Source organism: Bordetella genomosp. 11 (assembly GCF_002261215.1).
Classification (GTDB): domain Bacteria; phylum Pseudomonadota; class Gammaproteobacteria; order Burkholderiales; family Burkholderiaceae_B; genus Bordetella_C.
On record NZ_NEVS01000004.1, the window covers coordinates 1,619,433 to 1,641,586 of the forward strand.

Consider the following 22,154-nt stretch of genomic DNA (forward strand, 5'->3'; position numbering starts at 1 on the left):
TGACTCCAAATTAAGAGGGGGCCGGCTATTCCTGCTCGTGTTCGCTCGCATGCCAGCTACGCAACGCGCGCCGCGACAGCCAGGACATCAAGGCGAACAGCGCGATGCCGGCAAGGGAAATCAGGAACAGCGCGGCGAACATGCGCGGAATGTCGAGTTGATAGCCGGCTTGCAGAATCTGGTAGGCCAGGCCCGCCCCCATCCCGCCCGTACCGGCCACGAACTCCGCCACTACGGCGCCAATGAGCGCCAGCCCGCTCGATATGCGCAAGCCACCGAAAAAATAGGGCAATGCGCTCGGGATCCGCAGGCGCAGCAGGGTTTGCCGGCGCGTGGCCTGGTTCAGCTTGAAGTAGCTGGCCAAGTCCGGATCGACGCTACGCAGTCCCAGCGTGGTGTTGGAAATAATGGGGAACAGCGCCACCAGCGAAGCGCAGAGCACCATCGACAGCACCGGATCCTTGACCCATATGATGATCAGCGGCGCCACCGCCACGATGGGCGTTACCTGCAACAGCACGACATAAGGGAACAAGGCCGTCTCGATCGCCCTGCTCTGCACGAATACGAACGAGATCAGCACGCCCGCGACCGTGGCGAGCAGGAAAGCCAGCACCGTGACCTTCAAGGTGGACAGCAGGGCCAGGCCCAGCGGCTGCCAGTTGACGTACAGCGTCTGCACCATCAGCGCCGGCGACGGTACCAGGTAGGCGGGCAGCTTCAGGGCCGACACCAAGGCTTGCCATAGGCCGACCAGGACGATGCCCACCATGAGGGGGTAAGCGATATGTTTGCGTGAAGACCGGAACGCGCCGGCGGCAGTACTCATATCCGCTCCTCATGGGCGCCGCTTGCGCGCAGCAGGCTTTCCTGCAGCGTCTTCGCGTAGCGGCTGAACGTGGTGGTGACCATGAACTCGGGTTTGCGGGGGAAAGGCTCATCGATGGCGTGCGTCTCCACGACGCGGCCCGGCCGCGCCGCCATTACCACGACGCGGCTGGAAAGGAACACCGCCTCATGGATCGAATGCGTGACGAACAACACCGTCAGTTTCTTGCGCTGCCAGAGCGCCAGCAGATCGGAATCGAGCTTCATGCGCGTGATCTCGTCCAGCGCACCGAACGGCTCGTCCATCAGGAGCAGGTCGGGATCGGTCGCCAGGGCGCGCGCGATCGACACCCGCATCTGCATGCCGCCGGACAATGCGCGCGGCAAGGCCTGGGCGAAGCCGGACAGGCCGACCAGCTCCAGGGCCTCCGCCACCCGCCCGTCGGCCTGTTTGCGCGGCATGCGCGCCAGGTCCAGGGGCAGGCGGACATTGGCCTCCACCGACGCCCAGGGCATCAGGGTGGGAGACTGGAAAACGAAGGCCAGCCGCCGGCCGGTCGACGCCAGTTTTGAAACCGGCTGGCGCCAGAGCAGCAAACGGCCATCGGTAGGCTCGAGCAGGCCCGCGACCATCTTCAGCAACGTGCTCTTGCCGCAGCCCGACGGCCCCAGCAGCGTCACGAACTCGCCTTCGGCGACTTTCAGGTCGACCGGCTCCAGCGAGCGCGTGCCGTTGGGATAGGTCATCTCCGCCGACAGGACTTCGATGGCGGGCGCGGCGGGCGCCGCGCCGGCGCGTGGCGTTGCGGGCAGGGCTGACATGTCGGCGTTTCTCCGGGCGCTCGGCTCAGGGCAGGACATGGATGGCCTGCACCAGCCGCAGGTCATAGGCGTCATTCACCTTGACCTTGGAGGTATCCAGCAAGCCGTAACGCACCAGGAAGTCATAACTGGCCTGCGCACGCGCCTGCGTGATGGTGCCGATTCCCTGGGTGGCGGCGTCCCCGCTCGTCACCAGCTGGGTCTCGCGCATGCGTGCCAGGCTGAAGGCGAGCTGCTCGTCGGTGATGTTGGGATTGGCCTTCTTGATCAGCGCGTTGCCCGGCGCCGGATCGGCGAGATAGCTCTTCCAGCCTTCGGCGGTCGCGCGCAGGAAAGCCGAGATGTCCTTCGCACGCTTGGCCACCGTGTCCTGCATGCAGGTAACCGTGGAGGCATACGCCGGATAGCCATGGTCGGCGAACATCAACACGTTGGCCTTGACGCCGGCCTTCTGCACCGCGAACGGTTCCGAAGTGATATACGCCTGCTGCGCCGCGTTACTGTCGGCGATGAAGGGCTGGATATTGAAGGTATACGGCCGCGCCTGCGCATCGGTCAGCCCGTACTTGGCCTTGAGCCAGGGCCAGTAATTGCGGTAGGCGCCGCCGCCGATCAGGATGGTCTTGCCCTTCAGGTCCTCGAAGCGGGTCACGTCCTCGTGTGTGATCAATGCCTGCGGGTCTTTCTGCAGCCACGCGGCGACAGTCACCACGGGCACGCCGCTGGCGCGCGTCTGCAGCATCTGCAGGTCGCTGGAACCCATCACGCAGTCCGCCTGGCCGCCGGCCATCATCTGCACGGTATTGACCTGCGGCCCGCCCATCTTGATGGTGACGTTCAAGCCGGCCTTCTCGTAGAGGCCCTGCGCCAGGGCCTGGTACATGCCGCCGTGTTCCGCCTGCGCGTACCAGTTCGTCATGTACGTGAAGTCCGCGGCCTGCGCCGCGCTCGACAGCGCGCACGCCGCCATGCCTATGCGGATGCCGGAAAGAACGGGACGAAACTTGGACATGACGGAGTTCCCCTTATGGATTCAATGGATGTGGTCCGCTGGCGTTCGCGGATACGGCGCTTCGCGCGGCATATCCGCGGAAACGGAAGAAACGAACACGCCGCGGCGCAGCACCAGGCGTGGCCAGGCGCGGGACGGGAAACCGGCCCGGCTGGAGGAAGGAAGAACGATGAGGTCCGCCGCGTCACCCGCGCGCAGCGGGGCGCCCGCGCCGGCGTCGAGCCAGTCGCGGCGGCAGACGGCTTGCGACCAATCGTCGAAAACGTCGCCCAGTTGCGCCGCCAGCGCGCCCAGGCCCAACGCGTCGAGCGGGTCATAGCTGCCGCTGGCGCAGAACGGATCCTGCACGTTGTCGCTGGCCAGCAGCACGGGTATGCCTCGTTCGCGCGCCTCCTGCACCAGCGTCAGCCCGCGCATGCGCGGCGTATGGCCGGTCCTCGCGTCCTGCAACAGGAGATTGGTGGCCGGCAGGCAGACCAGCCGGATGCCGGCGTCGGCGACGTCATCCAGGATGCGCAGGGCCCGGTCGCGTGGCATGGCCGCCAGGGCACAGGCATGTCCGCATACGATGCGCCCCTGCATGCCGGTTTCGCGCGCCAGCCGGGCCACGGTGGTCAGGCCCACGGCCTCCGGCGCCAGCTCTTCGTCCACGTGCAGGTCCAGGCGCAGCCCGGTATCGGCCGCGGCCCGCACCAGATGCCCCAACGCATCCGCCTGCCAGTTGCTGGTGTGCACGAACGCGCCCAGGCACGCATAATCCGCATCCCGCGCGATACGCCGGGCCAGGCGCCAGGCCTCGTCGCGGCTTGCGTAGTAAGGCAGGGGCGCGAGGTTCACGCAATCGATGTCGATCCGGCCGCGCCATTGCTCCGCCAGCTCCAGCAGGACCGGCCAGGCCATGGGCACGCGGCCGGTGGGTTCGCGCCAGTCGCAATGCGTGCGCAGCCGGCCGACGCCTGCCTCCCAGGCCCATTGCAGGCCCTGCCCGGCCCGCTCGCGCACGTCTGTTTCGGTCCACACGGACTGGTCACGCATCATCGCCTGGATCGCATTCAACAGGCCGGGCGGCACATCGCCCAGGCGGGCGCGGGTGAAAGTCTTGTCCAGGTGGGTATGGGCGTCGACCAGCGCGGGCAAGGCCAATGCACCTGCCGCTTGCCAGGCCTCTTGCGGCGCGTGGAGCGCGCTCGGCAACAAGCCAGCGATACGCCCGCCGGCGATGGAGATGTCGGTCAGCCCGGCGGCGTCGCGGGGCGCCTCCAGCCAAGCGGGCAAGCGCAGGCCATGCAGGTACACGGGCGTGTTCATAGGTCCAGCACCAAGGTGGGCGACGCGCACGTCGCGCAGCACAGGGCCACGTATTCGCGGCGTTCATCGGTATCGAGGCAGCTGTCGTGATGCTCGGGCAGGCCATCCAGATAGCGTGTGACGCATGAACCGCAGACGCCCTGTTCGCATACCGTGTCCAGCGCCACGCCCGCGACAAGCAGCGCATGCGCCAGCGTCTCGCCGGGGGCCACGGAAATGCTGCGTTGCTGGCGTGCCAGCACCAGCTCCACCGGGGACGGGGACGCCGGCGGGGCCCTGCCCGCCTCGGCAGGCAAGGCCCCGCCGAAGGATTCGCTATGCCTTTGCGCGTCGGAAAGATGGCCGCTGCGCGCGCGCACGGCCTGCATGAACCCTTCCGGACCGCAGTAATAGACGTGCCCATCGGGCGGCAGCTCATCGAGCAGGGCCGACAAGTCCAGTTTCTGGGGCGCCTCCGGCGCGTCGAAATGCAGGCGCACGGCACCGGCCCAGGGTTGCTCGCGCCAATCCGCCGGCAGCGGCAGGTGCTGCTCGGACCGGCAGAACACCGCGAGCTGGAAACGCTGGCCGGCGCGATGCAGGACGCGCGCCATGGCGAGCAGCGGCGTCACGCCTATGCCGCCTCCCAGCAACAGATGGCAGCCCGCATCGCTCGCCAGGGCGAAATGGTTGCGGGGCAGGCTGGCGCGCAGCCGCGCGCCCGGACCCGCCCGGCGATGCATCGCCAGGGAGCCGCCGCGCCCCAGGTCTTCCCGTTTGACGGCGATGTCGTAGCAGCCGCCGTGGTCCGGATCGCCGCACAGCGAATACGCCCGCGCCAGTCCGTCATCGAGCTTGAACGCCAGGTGGGCGCCCGCTTCCCATGACGGCAAGGGGCCACCGTCCTCCGCTGCCAGGCGATAGGCGCGTATCTCGGGCGTCAGGTCGGTGACCTCGCGCACGACCAGATTCAACGGGTAGGCATCGGCGGAAACAGGCATTGCTCAGTTTTTGACTAAATGGTTTGACCACTTGGTCAGAATAAGCAAACCCTATGCCAGATTTCTACCCAGGGAGAGGAGCCACGCCCGTTTCAGTCACGCACCAAACCGCAGCAGCGAAGCACCATATCGGTGATAGACCGCACTATCGGCTCGCGGTCCATCGGCGCGCCCGGCGCGACGCCAAGCATGATGCGGACCTGGATGTCATAGTCCGCGTAGTGCTGGGTCATGCTCCAGATATTGATCAGCAGCAGGCGCGGGTCGGTGCGGCGTATCTGGCCGGTACGCATCCAGTTCTCGATCACGGCGACCTTTTGGTTGATCGACGCCAGGGCGATGGGCCAATACCGGCCCAGGTTCGGGCCGCCGTCCAGCAGTTCGCGCGTGAAAATGCGCGACAGCGCGGGGAAGTCCAGGGAGTAATCCACCTTCTTGCGGATGTACTCGCGCAGCACGTCGGCGGGCTGGTCGGAATTCGGGTCCTCGAAAACGAAGCCCGCCGACCATCCGTGCAGCACGTCCTGCAGCAGCTCCTGGTACAGCGCTTCCTTGCTCACGATGTAGTAGTGCAGCTGCGGCTTGGACAGCCCTGCCCGCGTCGCGATGTCCTGGGTGGACGTGCCGCGAAAGCCATGCTGGTCGAACGCGGAGATCGCGGCCTCGCGTATGGCGCCCAGAATGCGCTCCCGATTGGCATTCTGGCGTTGGAGACGGGGCAAGGGCGTGGACATAAAACGGACGATGGACAGGTGCGAAGGACGCCATGGTAGGCAGCTCCCCTTGCTTGGCGCAAGCGCATTTACCCCGGCGTGGCCGCCGGCCGCCATGGCCAGGCGCGATCCTTGAAACTCGACCAGCCCATCCACCGCGCATGGATCCCCGAACCCGCGCTCCCCGCGACGCCCCGCCGGCGCGAAAGATCCTGAATCCGGCGAAGGATCTCACCCGAATACCATGGCGGAAATCCAGGGCAGGCTGTCGGCCTGACGGTATTCCTATCCGTCTTCGCGCGGCTCCGCCGGCGGATAGTGCGCTTGCAGTAGCGCCCAGATTTCATCCACGACGCCGTGTTCCGGCACGCGGCCCGCCCGATACAGGGAGACCGGGACCTCTACCCTGGGCAGCTCCGGCCCTACCATCACCAGGGCCTTGATCGCCAGCTCGCGCGCGATCAGGCGTTCCGGCAGCCAGGCCATGCCCATGCCGGCCAGCGCCATTTCCTTGATGCCCGCAACGAAGCCGGATTCCTGCACGATGCGGACTTCGTAGCGGTCCATCAGGGGCGGCAGGCAGTGCTTGTAGAGGATCGTACCCATGAAGCTATGGGCCGGATAGCCCAGCAGCCGGACGGAACGCCGCGCGTGCGGACGGTGCACGGGCGCGCCGGCCGCGGTGGCCGCGCTGACGGCGATGAGGCGTTCATGGCCCAGATCCAGGCGCGCGGTATGCGGCATGGATGCCTGCAGCGGGGTATCGGCCTCCAGGCATAGCAGCAGCTGGGCCTCGCCGGACGCGAAGCGGGCGATGCTCTCGCCCCGGTCCTGCGAGTCCACGCCCAGCTCCACGCCGGGAGCCTCGCGCTGCACCAGGCGCAATAGACCGGGCAGCCAGGTGATCGTCAGCGTATGCTGGGCCGCGACCAGGGCGCGCCGGACGCCATGATGCTCCGACTGGATCCGGTTGCGCAGCTCGGTGGCCTGCATCAACAGCGCGCGGAACTCGTGCGTGTAGCGTTCGCCCAGCGGCGTCAGCCGCAGCCCCGCGCTGCCGCGGTCGATCAGCCTGACACCCAGCCAGTCCTCCAGCATCTGGATGCGGCGCGAGAAAGCCGGCTGGGTGATGTTGCGCATCGCCGCCGCCCGCGAGAACGTGCCCGCCTGCAGCAGCGCAAGAAAATCTTCCAGCCAGATCAGCTTCATAGGTAGACCGCATGCAACCGGGGCCTCATGCAAAAAAAGCATAAGGGCCAGAAAATATAGCATTGGGCGCCCGGCCCGGCGCTCCGGTAACCTCGACGACGCGCGACATTTCCCACCGCCCACGCGGTTTCCAGGCATACGGTGCATGGGCCCGGGCTGTCGGGCAAGCATCGCGAGACCGCCGTCCAACGGCACCCTTTTCCTTTTCGCTGCGATCGCCATCCATGCTGCATCTTGCCGCCTATCCGCGTGTACGCCTGGGACATTTCCCGACGCCCCTGGAACCCCTGCCCAATCTGTCCCGCCATCTGGGCGGCCCGAACATCTTCATCAAGCGCGATGACTGCACCGGCCTGGCCACGGGCGGCAACAAGACGCGCAAACTCGAATTCCTGGTCGCCGAGGCCCTCGCGCAAGGCGCGGACACGCTGATTACCCAGGGTGCCGTGCAATCGAACCATGCCCGCCAGACCGTCGCCGCGGCGGCGCGCTTCGGCCTGCAATGCAAGATCCTGCTGGAATCCCGGGTGGCCGACGGCGGCGAGGATTACGAAGAATCCGGCAATGTAATGCTGGACCGCCTGCTCGGCGGCGAGATCGTCGCGCGCCTGCCGGCGGGCACCAACATGCAGAAGGCAATGGAAGACCTGGCCGCCGAACTGCGCGAGCGCGGCAACAAGCCCTATGTCATTCCCGGCGGGGGGTCGAACCCCGTCGGCGCCCTGGGCTATGTCGCCTGCGCCCAGGAACTCCTGACGCAGTCCTTCGAAATGGGCCTGCGGCTGGATTGCGTCGTGCACGCCACGGGCAGCGCCGGTACCCAGGCGGGCCTGGTGACGGGCCTGGCGGCCAGCAACAGCGGTATTCCCGTGATGGGCATCAGCGTGCGCGCGGCGCAGCAGCAACAGGAAGACAACGTCTGGAAGCTGGTACAGGCGACGCGCGACTACATGGGACTGCCCGCGGATTCGATCCGCCGCGAGGCCGTCATGGTGGATGCCGGCCACGTGGGCGGGGGCTACGGCGTGCCCACCGAGGGCATGATCGAAGCGGTGCGCCTGGCCGCCGAACTGGAAGGCATCCTGCTGGACCCGGTATATTCCGGCAAGGGTATGGCCGGCCTGATCGCGCAGATCCGCGCCGGCAAGTTCAGCGACGACCAGAACGTCGTCTTCGTGCACACGGGTGGATCGGCCGCGCTGTTCGCGTACCGCTCCACGTTCGACGCGGCCGGCAGCGCGCGCGCGAACGCCTGATCGGACACCGTCCTCCCGCTGGCGGGCGGACGGTTGTTTCGAGCGGGTCCATAAACCGACAAGGGGAAGTACCATGACCGAAAAACCCACGATCCCGCCGTCGCTTTCGCGCACGCGCCGGACATTGCTGAAAACCGGCGCCGCCGCGGCGGGCGTGATCCTCGGCGCCCCCCTGGCGCGGGCGGCCGATCGCGGCAAAGTCATCGTGCGCAGCCTGGGCGGCGCCTACGATGCCGCGATGAAGAAAGCCCTGCATGCGCCCTTCACGGAGGCGACCGGCATCGACGTCGTCCTGCAGACGGCGAGCGCGGGACAGGTACGGGCGATGGTGCAATCCGGCCGCGGCGGCCTGGACGTGGTGGACATCGGCCTGCCCAGCATGGTGGCCTTCGACGCCGACGGCATCCTGCAGCCGCTGGCCTACGACAAGATGACCTACACCCGGCCGCAGGACATCTACGACGCGGTACGCAAGCCCAATTACGTGGGCAGCCTGTATTTCGCCACGGTGCTGGTCTACAACACCCAGGCCTACTCGAAGGACCATCACCCGACCACCTGGGCGCAATTCTGGGACTTGAAAGCCTGGCCCGGCCCGCGCACCATCGCCAGCCAGTCGGCCGGTTCGGTGCCGCTGGAGTTCGCGATGCTGGCCGCCGGCAAGCCCATGGACAAGATCTACCCGATCGATCTGAACGAGGCGTATGCCTCGCTATCCAAGGTCAAGCCGGGCGTGGTCAAGTGGTGGGAAACCGGCGCGATTTCCGCGCAACTGCTGGAACGCAAGGAAGCGGTGCTGGGCGCGGTGTGGAATGGACGCGCGCAGGACCTGATCGACAAGGGCGCGCCGCTGGCCATCGAATGGAACCAGGCGCGGCGGGAGGTCCAGGGACTGGGCATCGTCAAGGGCGCCCCCAACGCGGCGAACGCCCAGAAGTACATCGACTTCGCGCTGCAGCCCAAGGTGCAGGCTGAGCTGACCCGCTACATCGCCTACGGTCCGACCAATCGCGCCGCCCTGCCGCTGATCAAGCCCGAGGATGCGCAGAAGCTGCCCAGCGTGCCGGAACACTACGACCATTCCTTCGACATGGATTACGCCTGGTGGCAGGCCAATCTTGCCGAGGTTGGCAAGCGCTGGCAGGCCTGGGTGCTGCAAGCCTGAGCGCGCGTCGGGACACCATCATGCGGAACACTCAACCACCGCCCTCGCCCACGGGGGCCGGGGATACGCGCGCGCGGCCGCGCATCGGCGCGGGCCTGTCGCTGCGCGCCGTCCATAAGCAATATGGCGCCTCCACCGTCGTGCGCGACGTGGACATGGAAATCCAGCCGGGCGAGTTCGTTACCCTGCTGGGCGCCAGCGGTTCGGGCAAAACCACCACGCTGATGATGATCGCGGGTTTCACCGATCCGACCTCCGGCGAGATCCTGATCGACGGCAAGTCGATGAACGGCATGGCGCCCGCCCAGCGCAACCTGGGGGTGGTCTTCCAGAACTACTCGCTTTTTCCCCACCTGACGGTGCGCCAGAACATCGCCTTTCCGCTGGAGATGCGCGGTGTGGGGCGCGCCGAGCGCGAGCGCCTGGTACGCCAGGCACTGGACATGGTGCACCTGCCCGACAAGGCCGGCAGCTATCCGCGCCAGCTGTCCGGCGGCCAGCAGCAGCGCGTGGCGCTGGCCCGCGCGCTGGTATTCGGCCCCCGGGTATTGCTGATGGACGAGCCGCTGGGGGCGCTGGACAAGAAGCTGCGCGAACACATGCAGCTGGAGATCAAGCGTATCCAGAACGAATTGGGCGCGACCGTCGTATATGTGACGCATGACCAGGAAGAGGCCCTGACGATGTCGGACCGCATCGCGGTGATGCAGCACGGGCGCATCGTACAGATCGGCAGCCCGTCCGACCTGTACGACCGGCCCGCCACGCGCTGGGTGGCGGATTTCGTCGGACTATCGAACTTCATCGAGACCCGGGTGCTGGAGGTTGGCGCGGACGGCATCGCGATCGTGCGCCTGCCCGACGGCAGCACCGCATCCGTGCCCGGCACGCCGTCCTTGCGGGCGGGTACCGACGCCACGCTGGTCCTGCGCCCGGAAAAGCTGCGCGTGGCCACGCCCGGCGCACCGGGAGGCCTGGAAAACCGCTTGCCGGCCAATGTGGCCGATTTGATCTACCTGGGCCATGCCACCCGGCGCCTCGTGCGCACGGCCGACGGCGCCACCTTGCAGGTGCAGGAGGCCAATCGCCACGGCGCGCCGCTGTTCGAGCCGGGACAACAGGTCGAGGTGCAATGGGCCCGCGAAGACGGCTGGCTGCTGGCCGGCGATGCGAGGGCGGCATGAACCCGCCCGTCCGCTCGTCCGGACAGGATGCGACGGGGGCCATGAACGAACCGTCCGGGCGGATCGCGCGCACGGCGGCCTCGCAAGATGCGGGCGCGCCGCGCGGCCGTCCCTGGCTATTGCTGGCCCCCGCGCTGATCTTCCTGGCGATCTTCTTCGTCTATCCCCTGTTGGGCATGCTGGCGCGCAGCCTGGCCGGCCCGCACCACGGTATCGGCCTGGCCAACTACGGGCGCCTGCTTGCCGAACCCGTCTGGCTGCAGATCATCTGGATCACCTTCCAGATCGGCCTGATGACCACGCTTTGCACGCTGGTCCTGGGCTATCCGCTGGCGTATCTGTTGTCCGCGCTGCGCCCGCGCACGGCCGGCCTGCTGATGATCCTGGTCATCGTGCCCTATTTCACCAGCATCCTGGTGCGCACCTATGCCTGGATGGTGCTGCTGGGAACCGATGGGATCCTCAATCGCCTGCTGGTGAGGCTGGGCGCGGTCGATGCGCCGATCCCGCTGATGTACAACCGCTTCGCGGTATTGCTCGGCATGACCTACGTACTGCTGCCGTATATGGTGCTGGCGCTCTACAGCGTGATGCGGGGCATCGACAGTTCGCTGCTGCGGGCGGCGCACAGCCTGGGCGCGAGCCGGCTGTCCGCCTTCACGCGGATTTTCCTGCCCTTGAGCATGCCCGGCGTGGCGGCCGGCGGCCTGATCGTCTTCATACTGAGCCTGGGGTTCTTCATTACCCCGGCGCTGATGGGCGGCGACCGCGACGCGATGATTTCCATGATCATCCAGCAGCAGGTGGAAACCTATTTCGATTGGCCGTTCGCCTCCACCCTGGCCACGGTGCTGCTCGCGCTGACGCTGGTGGCGTTCTTCGTGTACGAACGCGTGGTGGGCATGGAACATCTTTTCAGGGCGAAGCAGCGATGAAGGAACGCATGCCCGGCTGGTTCATCAGGATAGTCGGCGCCGTGGTGCTACTTTTCCTGGTGCTGCCCATCCTGATCATTTTCCCGCTGGCCGCGAGCCCGTCGGACTACCTGTCCTTTCCCCCCACGGGCATATCGTGGCGCTGGTTCGACGCCGTGCTGTCGGACCCGGGCTGGATGGCCTCGCTGCGGCTGAGCCTGGGCGTGGCGCTGGCGTCCACGCTGTGCGCGGTGCTATTGGCCCTGGCGGCGGCGCTGGCGCTGGTACGCATGGACTTCCGCGGCAAGCGGCTGGTGTATGCGCTGGTGCTGCTGCCGATGATCGTGCCCCACATCATCACCTCCATCGCGGTGTATTTCTTTTTTTCGTCCGCCGGCATTCCGGCGCTGGCCGGCATGATCATCGGGCACGTCGCGCTGGCGATCCCGGTCGCGACCATCATCCTCTCGGCCACGCTGCAGGCCTTCGACATCCGCCTGGAACAGGCCGCGCAAAGCCTGGGCGCAAGCCGGCTGGTGGCGCTGCGGCGCATCACCCTGCCCCTGATCGCGCCCGGTATCGCCGCCGCGGCGATCTTCGCCTTCCTGAGCTCGTTCGACGAGCTGCTGGTGGCGCTGTTCCTGTCCTCGCCCGAACAGCAGACCCTGCCGGTGCGGATATGGAACGCCGTGCAGTTCCAGCTCGACCCGACCATCGCCGCCGTCAGCGCGCTGCTGATCGTCTTCTCCGCCGCCGCGCTGGCCGCGGGCAACTTCCTGCAACGCAAGGAGCAAGCATGACCGCCGCCATTCCGCTTTTCGACCGCGCCGAGTTTCTCGATCGCCTGGAAAGGCTGCGGCAGTCGATGCGGGAGCGGTCCGCCGACGTCATGCTGCTGGACGATATCGAGATCCTGGCCTACTTCACCGGCTATGAAAGGTCCATCAGCTACTACCGCGCGTGCCTGGTGCCCCTGGAGGGCGAGCCGCTGATGGTACTGCGCAGCCTGGACGCGGCGCCCTTTCTGGAAACGGCGTGGTTCGACCAGCATGTCGGCTACGCCGACGCGGAAGACCCGGTCGCGCTGCTGGCCACGGAGATCGCGCGGCGCTGGGGCACCGGCGTGCGGCTGGGCATGGACTTCGGCAGCCATGGCATGACCGTGGATGTCTACCGCCGGCTCCAGGCCGCGCTGCCCGGCGCGGCCTTCGTGGACATGACCAACGTACCCTGGGAACTGCGCCTGCTCAAATCGCCGCTGGAGATCCGCCACATCGAACAGGCCAGCGCCATCGCCGACCGGACGATGCGCGAGATGACGGAACGCGCCAGGCCGGGAATGAGCGGCCGCGACCTGGCGGCCTACGCGGCCTGCCGCTATATCGAGCTGGGCGCCCTGCCCGGCCACGTCGGGCCGATCACCTACGGCAAGGGCTGGGGCTTCCTGCACGGGCATTTGCACGACACGCCGATGCAATCGGGCGACGTCCTGCACATCGAACTGGTGCCGCGCTTTCGCGGTTACAGCGCGCGCCTGATGCGCAGCGTCGTCATGGGCAGGCCCAGCGACGAACAACGCGAGACCGCCGAACGCCTGGCGGCGCTGCAGGACGCGCAGATCGCCGCCATGGTCCCGGGCGCTTCGGCGCGCGACATCGACGCCCTGCTGCGCGACGGCGTGGTGCGGGCCGGCCTGCGCGACACCTACGAGAACATCACGGGCTATACGCTGGGCTATTACTCGCAGCAGCCGGTGCGTTCCAGCGACTTCACGCGGGTGTTCGGTCCGCATGCCGACTGGACGCTGCAGGCCGGCATGGTTTTTCATATGTACACCTCGGCCAAGGGACTCGCATTCAGCGAGACCGTGCTGGTGGAGTCGGACGGGCCGCGACGCCTGACGCGGTTGGAACGCAAGCTGTACGCCACGGAATAAGCCGCCATGGAACACGCCGCACTGATTGCCGCCCTGGACGAGCAGGCCAGCCTGGAATTCCTGGCGCAAATGATCCGCTTCAAGAGCTACAGCGCCACGCCGGGCGAGCGCGAGCTCGCCGAGTTCATGGTCGACCGCATGAACGCCATCGGGCTGCAGGCCGAACTGACCCCCGTGCCCGGCGGCCGCGTCAACGCCATCGGCCGCTGGCGCGGCACGGGCGCGGGGCCCGGTGCCAGCCTGCTGTTCAATGGCCATCTGGATACCAATCCCGTCAGCGAGGGCTGGACGGTCGATCCCTGGGGCGGACTGTACGACGACGCCTTCATCTACGGCATCGGCGTCTCGAACATGAAGGCCGGCGATGCCGCGTACTACTGCGCGGTCAAGACCCTGATCGACCAGGGCGTGCGGTTGCCCGGCGATGTCGTGCTGACCTACGTGGTGGGTGAACTGCAAGGCGGTATCGGCAGCGTGGCCGCCATCGAGCAAGGGGTGGCGGCGGATTACTTCATCAATGCCGAGCCCACGGATGTCCAGGCGCTGACCATGCATGCCGGGTCCTTTGTGTTCGTGATCGAGATAACCGGCAGCACGCGTCACCTGTCCAAGCGCGAGGAGGCCGCCGACGCCATCGCGGCGGGCTGCTGGCTGGTGCCGCGCATCAATGCGATGACGTTTTCCGGCGCGGCCGGGCCGGAGCACCGCTCCATCAACCGCGCCAACGTAGGCGTCATGCGCGGCGGGCTGGGCCGCGAGATGCTGGAATGGCGTGCCCCCCAGGTCGCGGATTTCGTGCGCATACAGGGATCGGCGCGCTATGCGCCCGGCCAGACGGAAGACGGCGTCATGGCGGACCTGCGCGGCCTGCTGGACGAAATGGAAGGCATGTTCCCCGGCATACGCGCCAGCGTCTCGATCAACCGCAGCGATAACCGGCCGACCATGCTGCCTTTCCAGGTGGACCCGCAATCGCGCATCGTGCGGGCCGTGAACGACGCCTACCGTGCCGTGCGCCATGCGGACCAGCCGACCGGCGCCCTGCGCCCGCCCGCCTTCTACGGCACGGACGCGGCGCACTTCTACCAGCGCCTGGGAATGCCGGGCATCGTTTGCGGACCCGGCGGCAAGTACAACACCATGCCGGACGAACGGGTGGACATCCCCGACTATCTCGATGCCATCCGGGTTTACATGCTGGCCATCCTGGATATCTGCGGCCGCTAAGACAGCGGCCGCGCCACGCGCGCATATACTTGCCGGACCCCAATTTTGCGGAGCAACGCGTGGACCGGCTACATGGCATGAAGACCTTCGTCACCGTGGTCGAGAGCGGCGGCTTCACGGCGGCCGCGCGCAAGCTCGATGTGTCGCTGTCGGTCGTCAGCCGCGTGATCACCGAACTGGAGGCCCATCTGGGCGTGCGGCTGCTGACGCGCACGACCCGCGTCGTTCGCCCCACCGAAACCGGTACCGCGTACTTCGAGAACTGCAAGCGCATCCTGGACGAGATCGAAGAAGCGGAACTGACGGCGGCGGGCACGCACGCCGCCCCGCGCGGCGATCTGGTCGTCACGGCGCCCGTGTTGTTCGGGGCGCGCCACGTCACCCCCATCGTGGTCGAGTACCTGCAACGCTATCCCGAGGTCGACGTCCAGAGCCTGTTCCTGGACCGCAATGTGAATCTCATCAACGAAGGCGTCGATGTCGGCGTGCGCATCGGCGAGCTGCCCAGCTCGTCGCTGCAGGCCATCCCCGTGGGCCGCGTGCGGCGGGTGGTATGCGCATCGCCGTCGTATTTGCAGGAACACGGCACGCCGCGCACGCCCGCCGACCTGCTTTCGCACACGCTGATCCAGACCACCGCGGTCAACGCGCTGGCCGAATGGCGCTTCCAGGAAGAAGGTGAAACCAGGCCGCTGCGCTTCACCCCGCGCTTCGCGACCTCGACCAATGACTCGGCGATCGCCGCCGCGGTGGCCGGGCTGGGGCTGGCCCGCGTGCTGTCCTATCAGGTGGCGGGCGAACTCTGGGATGGCAAGCTGCGCGTGGTCCTGGCCGACTACGAGCAGCCGACATTGCCGATCCACGTGATCCATCGTGAAGGCCGCCACGCGATGCAGAAGGTCCGCGCCTTCCTGGACCTGGCGATCGACCGTTTGCGGGGCGACAAGTCCCTCAATTGAGCTGACGGGTCCGCTCCGGCGGTTTCGGGGGCCGATCCAGCCGCCATGTCCTGCCTGGCGGTTTCCAGGTCGATTCGTGGCGATTATTGCAAATTTAAGAAGAATGCCTTCTGTCGGCGGGGGGTTTTCGTGGGAATGCGCCCTCCTATGATTCGTTCCAGCACGACATTACGTGCGAAAAACGCAACCAAAGGACCCGCCATGAAACTCTACCACCACCCGCTCTCCGGCCATGCCCACCGCGCCCGCCTGTTCCTGTCGCTGATCGGCCAGCCTGTGGAACTGATCGAAGTCGACCTCGCCAGCCGCGCGCACAAGCATGCCGATTTCCTGAAGATCAACCCGTTCGGCCAGGTGCCCGTCCTGGTCGACGGCGACGTGGCGGTACCCGACTCCAACGCGATCCTGGTGTATGCCAGCAAGAAGCTCGGCAAGACCGATTGGCTGCCGGAATCGCCCGCCGAAGCCGCCGCCGTGCAGCGCTGGCTCTCGGTGGCCGCCGGCGACATCGCCTTCGGCCCGGCCGCTGCGCGCCTGGTGACCGTGTTCGCGGCAACGTTGGACGCGGATGCCGCCATCGCCCGCGCCCACGTCGTCCTCAAGCGCATGGACGACGCGCTGGCCGACAGGAACTGGATCGCCGCCGACCATCCCACCATCGCCGATGTGGCGCTGTACAGCTACACGGCCCGCGCGCCGGAAGGCTTCGTCGACCTGGCGGATTACCGCAACGTGCGGGAATGGCTGGCGCGCGTGGAAGCATTGCCCGGCTTCGTCGACTTCCAGAAGACCCCGGTCGGATTGGCCGCCTGAGCGTTCCGTTTCCCCGCGATGGCCGGCCCGCCTCCGGCCTCGCCCCGCCTGCGCAACGGGGATCCTGCCTATCGGTGGCGACCGGCCCGTACACAAAGGAGCTTCCATGTCTACCCTACCCTGGCATGCCGGCGAACTCGCCCTGCAATCGCAGATCGGCGTGTTGGCCAAAATGGACGATGTCGGTCGCCGCTTCATCCGCGACTACATGCCCGACCAGCACCGCGAATTCTTCGCCCAGCTGCCCTTCGTGGTACTGGGTAGCGTGGACGCCGAAGGCGCCGTCTGGGCCACCCTGCGGGCGGGGAAGCCGGGGTTCCTGAATTCGCCGGATCCTCGTCGCCTGGACCTTTCCCTTGCACGGGAACCCGCCGATCCGGCCGATGCCGGCCTTTCCCACGGCAGCGCGATCGGCTTGCTGGGCATCGACCTGGCCACGCGCCGGCGCAATCGCATGAACGGCGTGCTGCGGCATGGCGCGCAGGGGATTTCCCATATCGACGTGGTGCACAGCTTCGGCAACTGCCCCCGCTACATCCAGCAGCGCAGCCTGGCCTTCACGCGGGACCCCGCCGTGCCGTCGCCGGTCGCGCCGCAAACGCTTTCCACCCTGGACGAGCGCGCGCGCGCCCTGATCGGCCGCTCGGACGCCTTTTTTGTCGCGTCCTATGCGGATCTTCCCGAACAGGGACGGCAGGTCGATGTGTCGCACCGCGGCGGCAAGCCGGGCTTCGTGCGGCTCGACGCCGATGGCGGCATGACCATTCCCGATTTCGCCGGCAACCTGTTCTTCAATACGCTGGGCAACTTCATGGTCAATCCGCTGGCCGGGGTGACCTTCGCCGACTTCGACACCGGCGAACTGCTGCAGATGACGGGCCGCGCCGAAGTGATCGTGGACTCGCCGGAAATCGCCGCTTTCCAGGGCGCCGAACGGTTGTGGCGCTTCTTCCCCGACGTCATCGTCCGGCGCGAGCAGGCGCTGCCGCTGCGCTGGGCCACGAAGGAAGACGGCGCTTCGCCGAGCTCGCTGCTGACGGGCGACTGGAGCGAGGCTGCCGGACGCCTGCGCGCCGCCGCGGCGGCCGATCGCTGGCGCCCCTTTCGGGTGACGCATATCGTCGATGAAAGCAGCGTCGTGCGTTCTTTCCATCTGCAGGCGGCCGACGACGCCGGCGTCGTCGCCCACCGCGCCGGCCAATTCCTGCCGATCCGGATCACGCCTGCCGGCCAGGAAAAACCGCTGACCCGCACCTATACCCTGTCCGTGGCGCCCTCCGACGCCGCCTACCGCATCAGCGTGAAGCGCGACGGCGTCGTCTCGCGGCATCTGCACGATAACGTGAAGGTCGGCGACATCATCGAGACGCGGGCGCCCGCCGGCGCCTTCACGATCGACGCCGCCGAAAAGCGCCCGGCCGTGCTGCTGGCCGCCGGCATCGGGGTGACGCCCATGCTGGCGATGCTGCGGCACATCGTCTACGAAGGCAAACGCAAGCAGCGCGTACGGCCCACGTGGTTCTTCCATTCGGCGCGCAGCATGTCCGAACGCGCGTTCGCGGACGAGTTGTCCGTGCTGCGGGAACAAGGCGGCGGCCATGTCCAGGTTTTCCGGTTGCTCAGCGACACGACGCAGGCCCGGCTGGGCGAGGACTACGACCAATCCGGCCGCATCGACATCGACCTGCTGCGCGCGCGGCTGCCGTTCGACGACTACGACTTCTACCTGTGCGGGCCGGCCGCGTTCATGCAGTCGCTCTATGACGGACTGCGCGCGCTGAACGTGCCGGACGCCAGGATCCACGCGGAAGCCTTCGGGGCATCGTCACTGGCGCGCACGGGCGATGCGCATGCACGGGCGGACACCCAGCCGGCAAGCCAGCCCGCCACGAAATCGGTGCCCGTGATTTTCGTGGATTCCGCGAAGGAAGCGCGCTGGAATGCGGGCGACGGCTCCTTGCTGGAGGTAGCCGAACAGCGCGGCCTGGCACCGGAATTCGGCTGCCGGGCAGGCAACTGCGGCACCTGCCGCACGCGTATCGTGCAGGGAGCCGTGGCCTACCCGACCCGTCCGGAGTTCGACGTGCCGCAGGGCGAAGCGCTGATCTGCTGCGCGGTCCCGGCGGCCGACGGCGCGCCGTTGCAACTGGCGCTGTGACCTTGGCGGCTGACGGCGACCTCGTGCCGGATCCGGCGAATGGCGGCCCCTACGCCGCCCATGCGCGCGCTTTCGCGACCAGGAAATCGACCAGCGTACGGGTCGCCAGGGTCTGGTAGCGGTCCGGCATGCGCAACAGGAACATGCGCGTGCCGAAGACGCTCAGGCGCCAGTCCTGCAAGGCGGTGACCACCCGCCCTTGCGCCACATCGGGCCCGACGACATAGTCCGGCACCAGGCCCGCGCCCAGGCCGGCCAGGATGGCTTCGCGCAGGAACTGGAAGTTTTCCGAAGCCAGCGTCGGGTGCAGTGTCAGTTCGCGCCGCTCGGCGCCCTGATAGGCGGACACGCGCAGGTCGCGGCCGGCCACCGCCGAGGTAATCACGGGCATGTCCGCCAGTTGCGCCAGGTTCGAGGGCAGCGGGTGGACGCGCGCGTAGTCGGCGGACGCGCACACGACGTAGCGGACTTGCGCCAATTCGACCGCGACCATCTGCTGCGGGGGGTCGGACATGACGCGCACGGCCACATCCACTTCCTCGCGCAGAAGATCGTCGACCCGATTGTCGAACAACACATCCAGGGAAATGTCGGGATAAAGGCGCTTGAACTCGATCAGCCAGTCCGACATCACCATATGCCCGAAACCGGTGGGCAGGCTCAGCCGCAAGGCGCCGTGCAGGCCCTTGCCGAAAGCCGCGACGGTTTCGCGGGCGGCCAGTACTTCGTCGCGGATGACGCGGCCATGCCGATAAAGCCGCTGGCCGACTTCGGTCAGCTCGACGCGGCGTGTCGTGCGCCGCATCAACTGCATGCCGACGGATTTCTCCATCTGCGCCAGGTGATAGCTGACATTGGCGCGGCTCATTTTCATATTGCGGGCGGCCAGGCTGAGATTGCCGGCCTCCACGATATCGACGAACAGCGCCAGGGAATGAGCGTCCATATGGGGTGATTGATAGGCGTTTATTGTCAAGTCTGCTTTGACAGACTGTTCGCATTCTTTGGGATTGTCAAGCCGTCGGCTTGGGAAAATAATACGTGGCTTACAAGGAGAGAAGCCATGCCGCTCGATCAAGAGACCTTCCAGCTGCTCAAGGACAGCGTCCAGCGCTTCGTGCGGGAACGCCTGATGCCCGCCGAGGACGAGGTCGAGGACCAAGATGAAGTCCCCGCCGGGATCGTGAACGACATGAAGGAACTGGGCCTGTTCGGCCTCTCTATCCCCGAGGAGTACGGCGGCATCGGCCTGAGCCTGGCACAGGAGTGCGAAGTTGCCTACGAACTGGGCCACACCGCCCTGGCCTTCCGGTCCGTGGTGGGCACCAATATCGGTATCGGTTCGCAGGGCATCCTGATGGACGGCACCGACGAACAGAAAGCCGGCTACCTGCCGCGCATCGCCAGCGGCGACCTGGTGGTCTCCTTCGCCCTGACCGAACCGGACGCCGGTTCGGACGCGGCATCGATCAAGACCCGGGGCGTCAAGGACGGCGAGGACTACCTGCTCAGCGGCACCAAGCGCTTCATCACCAACGCGCCCCGCGCGGGGGCGTTCACATTGATGGCGCGAACCGAAGGCCCGGGTGCCGGCGGTATCACGGCTTTCATCGTTCCCGCCGGCCTGCCCGGCCTGACCCTGGGCAAGCCCGACCGCAAGATGGGCCAGCGCGGCACCAAGACCTGCGACGTGAATCTGGACAATGTGCGCGTGCCGGCCGCCAACATCATCGGCGGCGTGCCCGGCAAGGGCTTCAAGACCGCCATGAAAGTGCTGGACCGCGGCCGCCTGCACATCTCCGCCGTCGCCTGCGGCATGGCCGACCGCATCCTGCGCGAAAGCATCGCCTATGCGCAGCAACGCAAGCAGTTCGGCCAACGCATCGGCGACTTCCAGCTGGTCCAGGCCATGCTGGCCGACAGCCAGGCGGAACTATTGGCCGCGTGGTCGCTGGTGCGCGAGGCCGCGCGGCGCTACGACGCCAAGCCGTTCGGCGCCACGGATCCGGAAGTCAGCATGCAGGCCGCCTGCGCCAAGCTTTTCAGCACCGAAATGGTCGGCCGCGTCGCCGACCGCGGCGTGCAGGTCCACGGCGGTTCGGGCTATATCAGCGACTACAAGGTCGAACGCTTTTATCGCGACGTGCGCCTGCTTCGCCTGTACGAAGGCACCACGCAGATCCAGCAGCTGGTCATCGGCAAGCATTTGATGAAATCGGCCTGACCGTGCGTCCCGCCGGCAGCGGCGCCATTCAAGGCAACGCCCCGATGGCGCCGCTGCCGGCCGGCCGCACGGTGCGGGACACGTTGACCTGCGTCAACGGCGGCTTTCCGGACATTGCGATACTTGGGGACCGGCCCTCCAGGGGGACTAAGGCCGGCTTTTCCAGGGTGGACGGCATGACCGGGACAATGTTGATCGGCCTGTCGGTCGCGCTGGGATGCGGTCTGCTGATCGGCATCGAGCGCGAGCGGCGCAAGGGCGACGGCGGCTACCAGGGGTATGCCGGTATCCGCAGCTTCGCCGTCACGGCGGTGACCGCGGCGCTGGCGCAGGCGCTGGCGCCCGCCCTGGTCGTCGTGGGCGCGGTGCTGATCGTCGCGCTCAGCGTGGCGTCCTATCTGCGGGACAAGTCGGGCGACATCGGCATCACCACCGAAGTCGCGCTGTTCGCGACTTACCTGCTGGGCGTCAACGCCATCGAGCGGCCGGCGATTTCCGCGGCGGGCGCGGTCGTCCTGGCGGGCCTGCTGTTCCTGCGCGAGCCCCTGCACCGGTTTTCCCAGGAGTTGCTGACCGCGGCCGAACTGCGCGACGGCCTGTTGCTGGCCGGCGCGGCGCTGATCGTTCTGCCGCTGATGCCCGACCGCGCCGAACCGCTGCTGCTGGGCGTCAACCCGCGCCGCCTCTGGGGCCTGGTGACATTGATCCTGGCATTGCAGGCGGCCGGCCATGTGGGATTGCGCGTGGGCGGCCCGCGCCTGGGCTTGCCGCTGTCGGGCTTCGTGTCCGGCTTCATTTCGAGTATCGCCACGATCGCGACGATGGGCGCCCGGTCGAAGAAACATCCGGCCTTGTCCGGCGCATGCGTATCGGGCGCGTCGCTCTCCAACGTCGCCACCTTCGTCTTCCTGATCGCCGTGGTCCTGGCCGTCTTCCCCTATGCCCTCGGCGCGCTGGCGCCAGCCCTGTTCAGCGGCCTCGCCGCGGCCATCGCCGTATCCGTCGTCAGCCTGTTGCGCTATCGCGACGAGACGGAGGCGGCCGCGCCCGCCGCCGAAGGCCGCGCCTTCGACCCTGTCCAGGCCATCGTGGTCGCCGTGCTGCTGACGGGCGTGACGGTGCTGGTGGTCTACGTCAACAGCGGCCTGGGCGAGCCCGGGGTGAACGTCATCGCCGCGCTCACGGGCATCGCCGACGTGCACGTGGCGGCCGGATCGATACTTTCCCTCTACGCCAATGGGGCACTCGAACCAGGCCATATCGTGCTGCCCGTGCTGCTCGCGATCACCACGAATTCGATCAGCAAACTGGTCGCGGCCCTGGCCGGTGGCGGCCCGCGCTTCGGCGCGCGCATCGGCCTGGGCCTGGCCCTTATCCTGGCGGCGTTGTGGCTGCCCTACGTGCTGCTGCAGCGCTGAGCGGACGGCCTCCCGCCATTCGGGCCGT

20 protein-coding genes are annotated in these 22,154 nt (G+C 67.3%); 12 read left to right on the forward strand and 8 right to left on the reverse strand.

The window, feature by feature from the left end:
- Positions 1 to 25: 25 nt before the first annotated feature.
- The 7 genes from CAL28_RS14935 to CAL28_RS14965 all read right to left on the reverse strand — a co-directional run bounded on the left by CAL28_RS14935 (position 26) and on the right by CAL28_RS14965 (position 6,872).
- The gene (locus CAL28_RS14935; protein WP_094842105.1) at positions 26 to 829 is read right to left on the reverse strand and encodes an ABC transporter permease; all 804 of its coding nucleotides are present in this window, start codon (positions 827 to 829) and stop codon (positions 26 to 28) included.
- Entirely contained in the window at positions 826 to 1,650 is an 825-nt protein-coding gene (locus CAL28_RS14940) for an ABC transporter ATP-binding protein (RefSeq protein ID WP_094842106.1), read from the reverse strand. Before CAL28_RS14940 ends, CAL28_RS14935 begins: the two co-directional genes overlap by 4 nt.
- A 25-nt stretch (positions 1,651 to 1,675) precedes the next feature.
- Positions 1,676 to 2,662 carry an ABC transporter substrate-binding protein gene (locus CAL28_RS14945; RefSeq protein ID WP_094842107.1) on the reverse strand — a complete coding sequence of 329 codons (987 nt, stop codon included), beginning with the start codon at positions 2,660 to 2,662 and terminating at the stop codon, positions 1,676 to 1,678.
- A 21-nt stretch (positions 2,663 to 2,683) separates the two neighbouring features.
- Positions 2,684 to 3,970, reverse strand: coding sequence for an amidohydrolase family protein (locus tag CAL28_RS14950; RefSeq protein WP_094842108.1), 1,287 nt, complete (start codon positions 3,968 to 3,970; stop codon positions 2,684 to 2,686).
- Positions 3,967 to 4,950, reverse strand: a complete 984-nt coding sequence (locus CAL28_RS14955; RefSeq protein ID WP_094842109.1) for a PDR/VanB family oxidoreductase — start codon at positions 4,948 to 4,950, stop codon at positions 3,967 to 3,969. Before CAL28_RS14955 ends, CAL28_RS14950 begins: the two co-directional genes overlap by 4 nt.
- A 92-nt stretch (positions 4,951 to 5,042) precedes the next feature.
- Entirely contained in the window at positions 5,043 to 5,684 is a 642-nt protein-coding gene (locus CAL28_RS14960) for a TetR family transcriptional regulator C-terminal domain-containing protein (protein WP_094844638.1), read from the reverse strand.
- A 264-nt stretch (positions 5,685 to 5,948) separates the two neighbouring features.
- On the reverse strand, positions 5,949 to 6,872 hold the full coding sequence (locus tag CAL28_RS14965) for a LysR family transcriptional regulator (protein WP_176464006.1): 924 nt from the start codon (positions 6,870 to 6,872) through the stop codon (positions 5,949 to 5,951).
- A gap of 224 nt (positions 6,873 to 7,096) precedes the next feature.
- Between CAL28_RS14965 and CAL28_RS14970 the strand changes: the two genes are divergently transcribed.
- The 10 genes from CAL28_RS14970 to CAL28_RS15015 all read left to right on the forward strand — a co-directional run bounded on the left by CAL28_RS14970 (position 7,097) and on the right by CAL28_RS15015 (position 18,484).
- The gene (locus tag CAL28_RS14970) at positions 7,097 to 8,128 is read left to right on the forward strand and encodes a D-cysteine desulfhydrase (RefSeq protein WP_094842111.1); all 1,032 of its coding nucleotides are present in this window, start codon (positions 7,097 to 7,099) and stop codon (positions 8,126 to 8,128) included.
- 73 nt (positions 8,129 to 8,201) lie between these two features.
- On the forward strand, positions 8,202 to 9,293 hold the full coding sequence (locus CAL28_RS14975) for an ABC transporter substrate-binding protein (RefSeq protein WP_094842112.1): 1,092 nt from the start codon (positions 8,202 to 8,204) through the stop codon (positions 9,291 to 9,293).
- Between the two features lie 20 nt (positions 9,294 to 9,313).
- Positions 9,314 to 10,477, forward strand: a complete 1,164-nt coding sequence (locus CAL28_RS14980) for an ABC transporter ATP-binding protein (RefSeq protein WP_094842113.1) — start codon at positions 9,314 to 9,316, stop codon at positions 10,475 to 10,477.
- On the forward strand, positions 10,474 to 11,412 hold the full coding sequence (locus tag CAL28_RS14985; protein ID WP_254926136.1) for an ABC transporter permease: 939 nt from the start codon (positions 10,474 to 10,476) through the stop codon (positions 11,410 to 11,412). Before CAL28_RS14980 ends, CAL28_RS14985 begins: the two co-directional genes overlap by 4 nt.
- Entirely contained in the window at positions 11,409 to 12,191 is a 783-nt protein-coding gene (locus CAL28_RS14990) for an ABC transporter permease (protein WP_094842114.1), read from the forward strand. Before CAL28_RS14985 ends, CAL28_RS14990 begins: the two co-directional genes overlap by 4 nt.
- The gene (locus CAL28_RS14995) at positions 12,188 to 13,327 is read left to right on the forward strand and encodes a M24 family metallopeptidase (protein ID WP_094842115.1); all 1,140 of its coding nucleotides are present in this window, start codon (positions 12,188 to 12,190) and stop codon (positions 13,325 to 13,327) included. The genes CAL28_RS14990 and CAL28_RS14995 overlap by 4 nt, the downstream gene beginning before the upstream one ends.
- A 6-nt stretch (positions 13,328 to 13,333) precedes the next feature.
- The gene (locus tag CAL28_RS15000) at positions 13,334 to 14,554 is read left to right on the forward strand and encodes a M20 family metallopeptidase (protein WP_094842116.1); all 1,221 of its coding nucleotides are present in this window, start codon (positions 13,334 to 13,336) and stop codon (positions 14,552 to 14,554) included.
- A 59-nt stretch (positions 14,555 to 14,613) separates the two neighbouring features.
- Positions 14,614 to 15,513 (forward strand): LysR family transcriptional regulator, encoded by a 900-nt coding sequence (locus tag CAL28_RS15005; RefSeq protein ID WP_094842117.1) that lies wholly within the window; start codon positions 14,614 to 14,616, stop codon positions 15,511 to 15,513.
- Positions 15,514 to 15,714: 201 nt separating this feature from the next.
- Entirely contained in the window at positions 15,715 to 16,326 is a 612-nt protein-coding gene (locus CAL28_RS15010) for a glutathione S-transferase family protein (RefSeq protein ID WP_094842118.1), read from the forward strand.
- Between the two features lie 106 nt (positions 16,327 to 16,432).
- Positions 16,433 to 18,484: a 2Fe-2S iron-sulfur cluster-binding protein gene (locus tag CAL28_RS15015; RefSeq protein WP_094842119.1), complete on the forward strand. Its 2,052-nt coding sequence runs from the start codon at positions 16,433 to 16,435 to the stop codon at positions 18,482 to 18,484.
- A 49-nt stretch (positions 18,485 to 18,533) separates the two neighbouring features.
- Here the strand turns inward: CAL28_RS15015 and CAL28_RS15020 are convergent, their stop codons facing one another.
- Positions 18,534 to 19,430 carry a LysR family transcriptional regulator gene (locus CAL28_RS15020; RefSeq protein WP_094842120.1) on the reverse strand — a complete coding sequence of 299 codons (897 nt, stop codon included), beginning with the start codon at positions 19,428 to 19,430 and terminating at the stop codon, positions 18,534 to 18,536.
- A 117-nt stretch (positions 19,431 to 19,547) separates the two neighbouring features.
- Here CAL28_RS15020 and CAL28_RS15025 point away from each other — a divergent pair, with 117 nt between their 5' ends.
- Both CAL28_RS15025 and CAL28_RS15030 read left to right on the forward strand, forming a co-directional pair.
- Positions 19,548 to 20,708, forward strand: coding sequence for an acyl-CoA dehydrogenase family protein (locus tag CAL28_RS15025; RefSeq protein WP_094842121.1), 1,161 nt, complete (start codon positions 19,548 to 19,550; stop codon positions 20,706 to 20,708).
- 44 nt (positions 20,709 to 20,752) lie between these two features.
- A complete protein-coding gene (locus tag CAL28_RS15030; protein ID WP_141218193.1) occupies positions 20,753 to 22,126 on the forward strand; it encodes an MgtC/SapB family protein in 1,374 nt (457 codons plus the stop codon).
- Positions 22,127 to 22,154 lie beyond the last annotated feature (28 nt).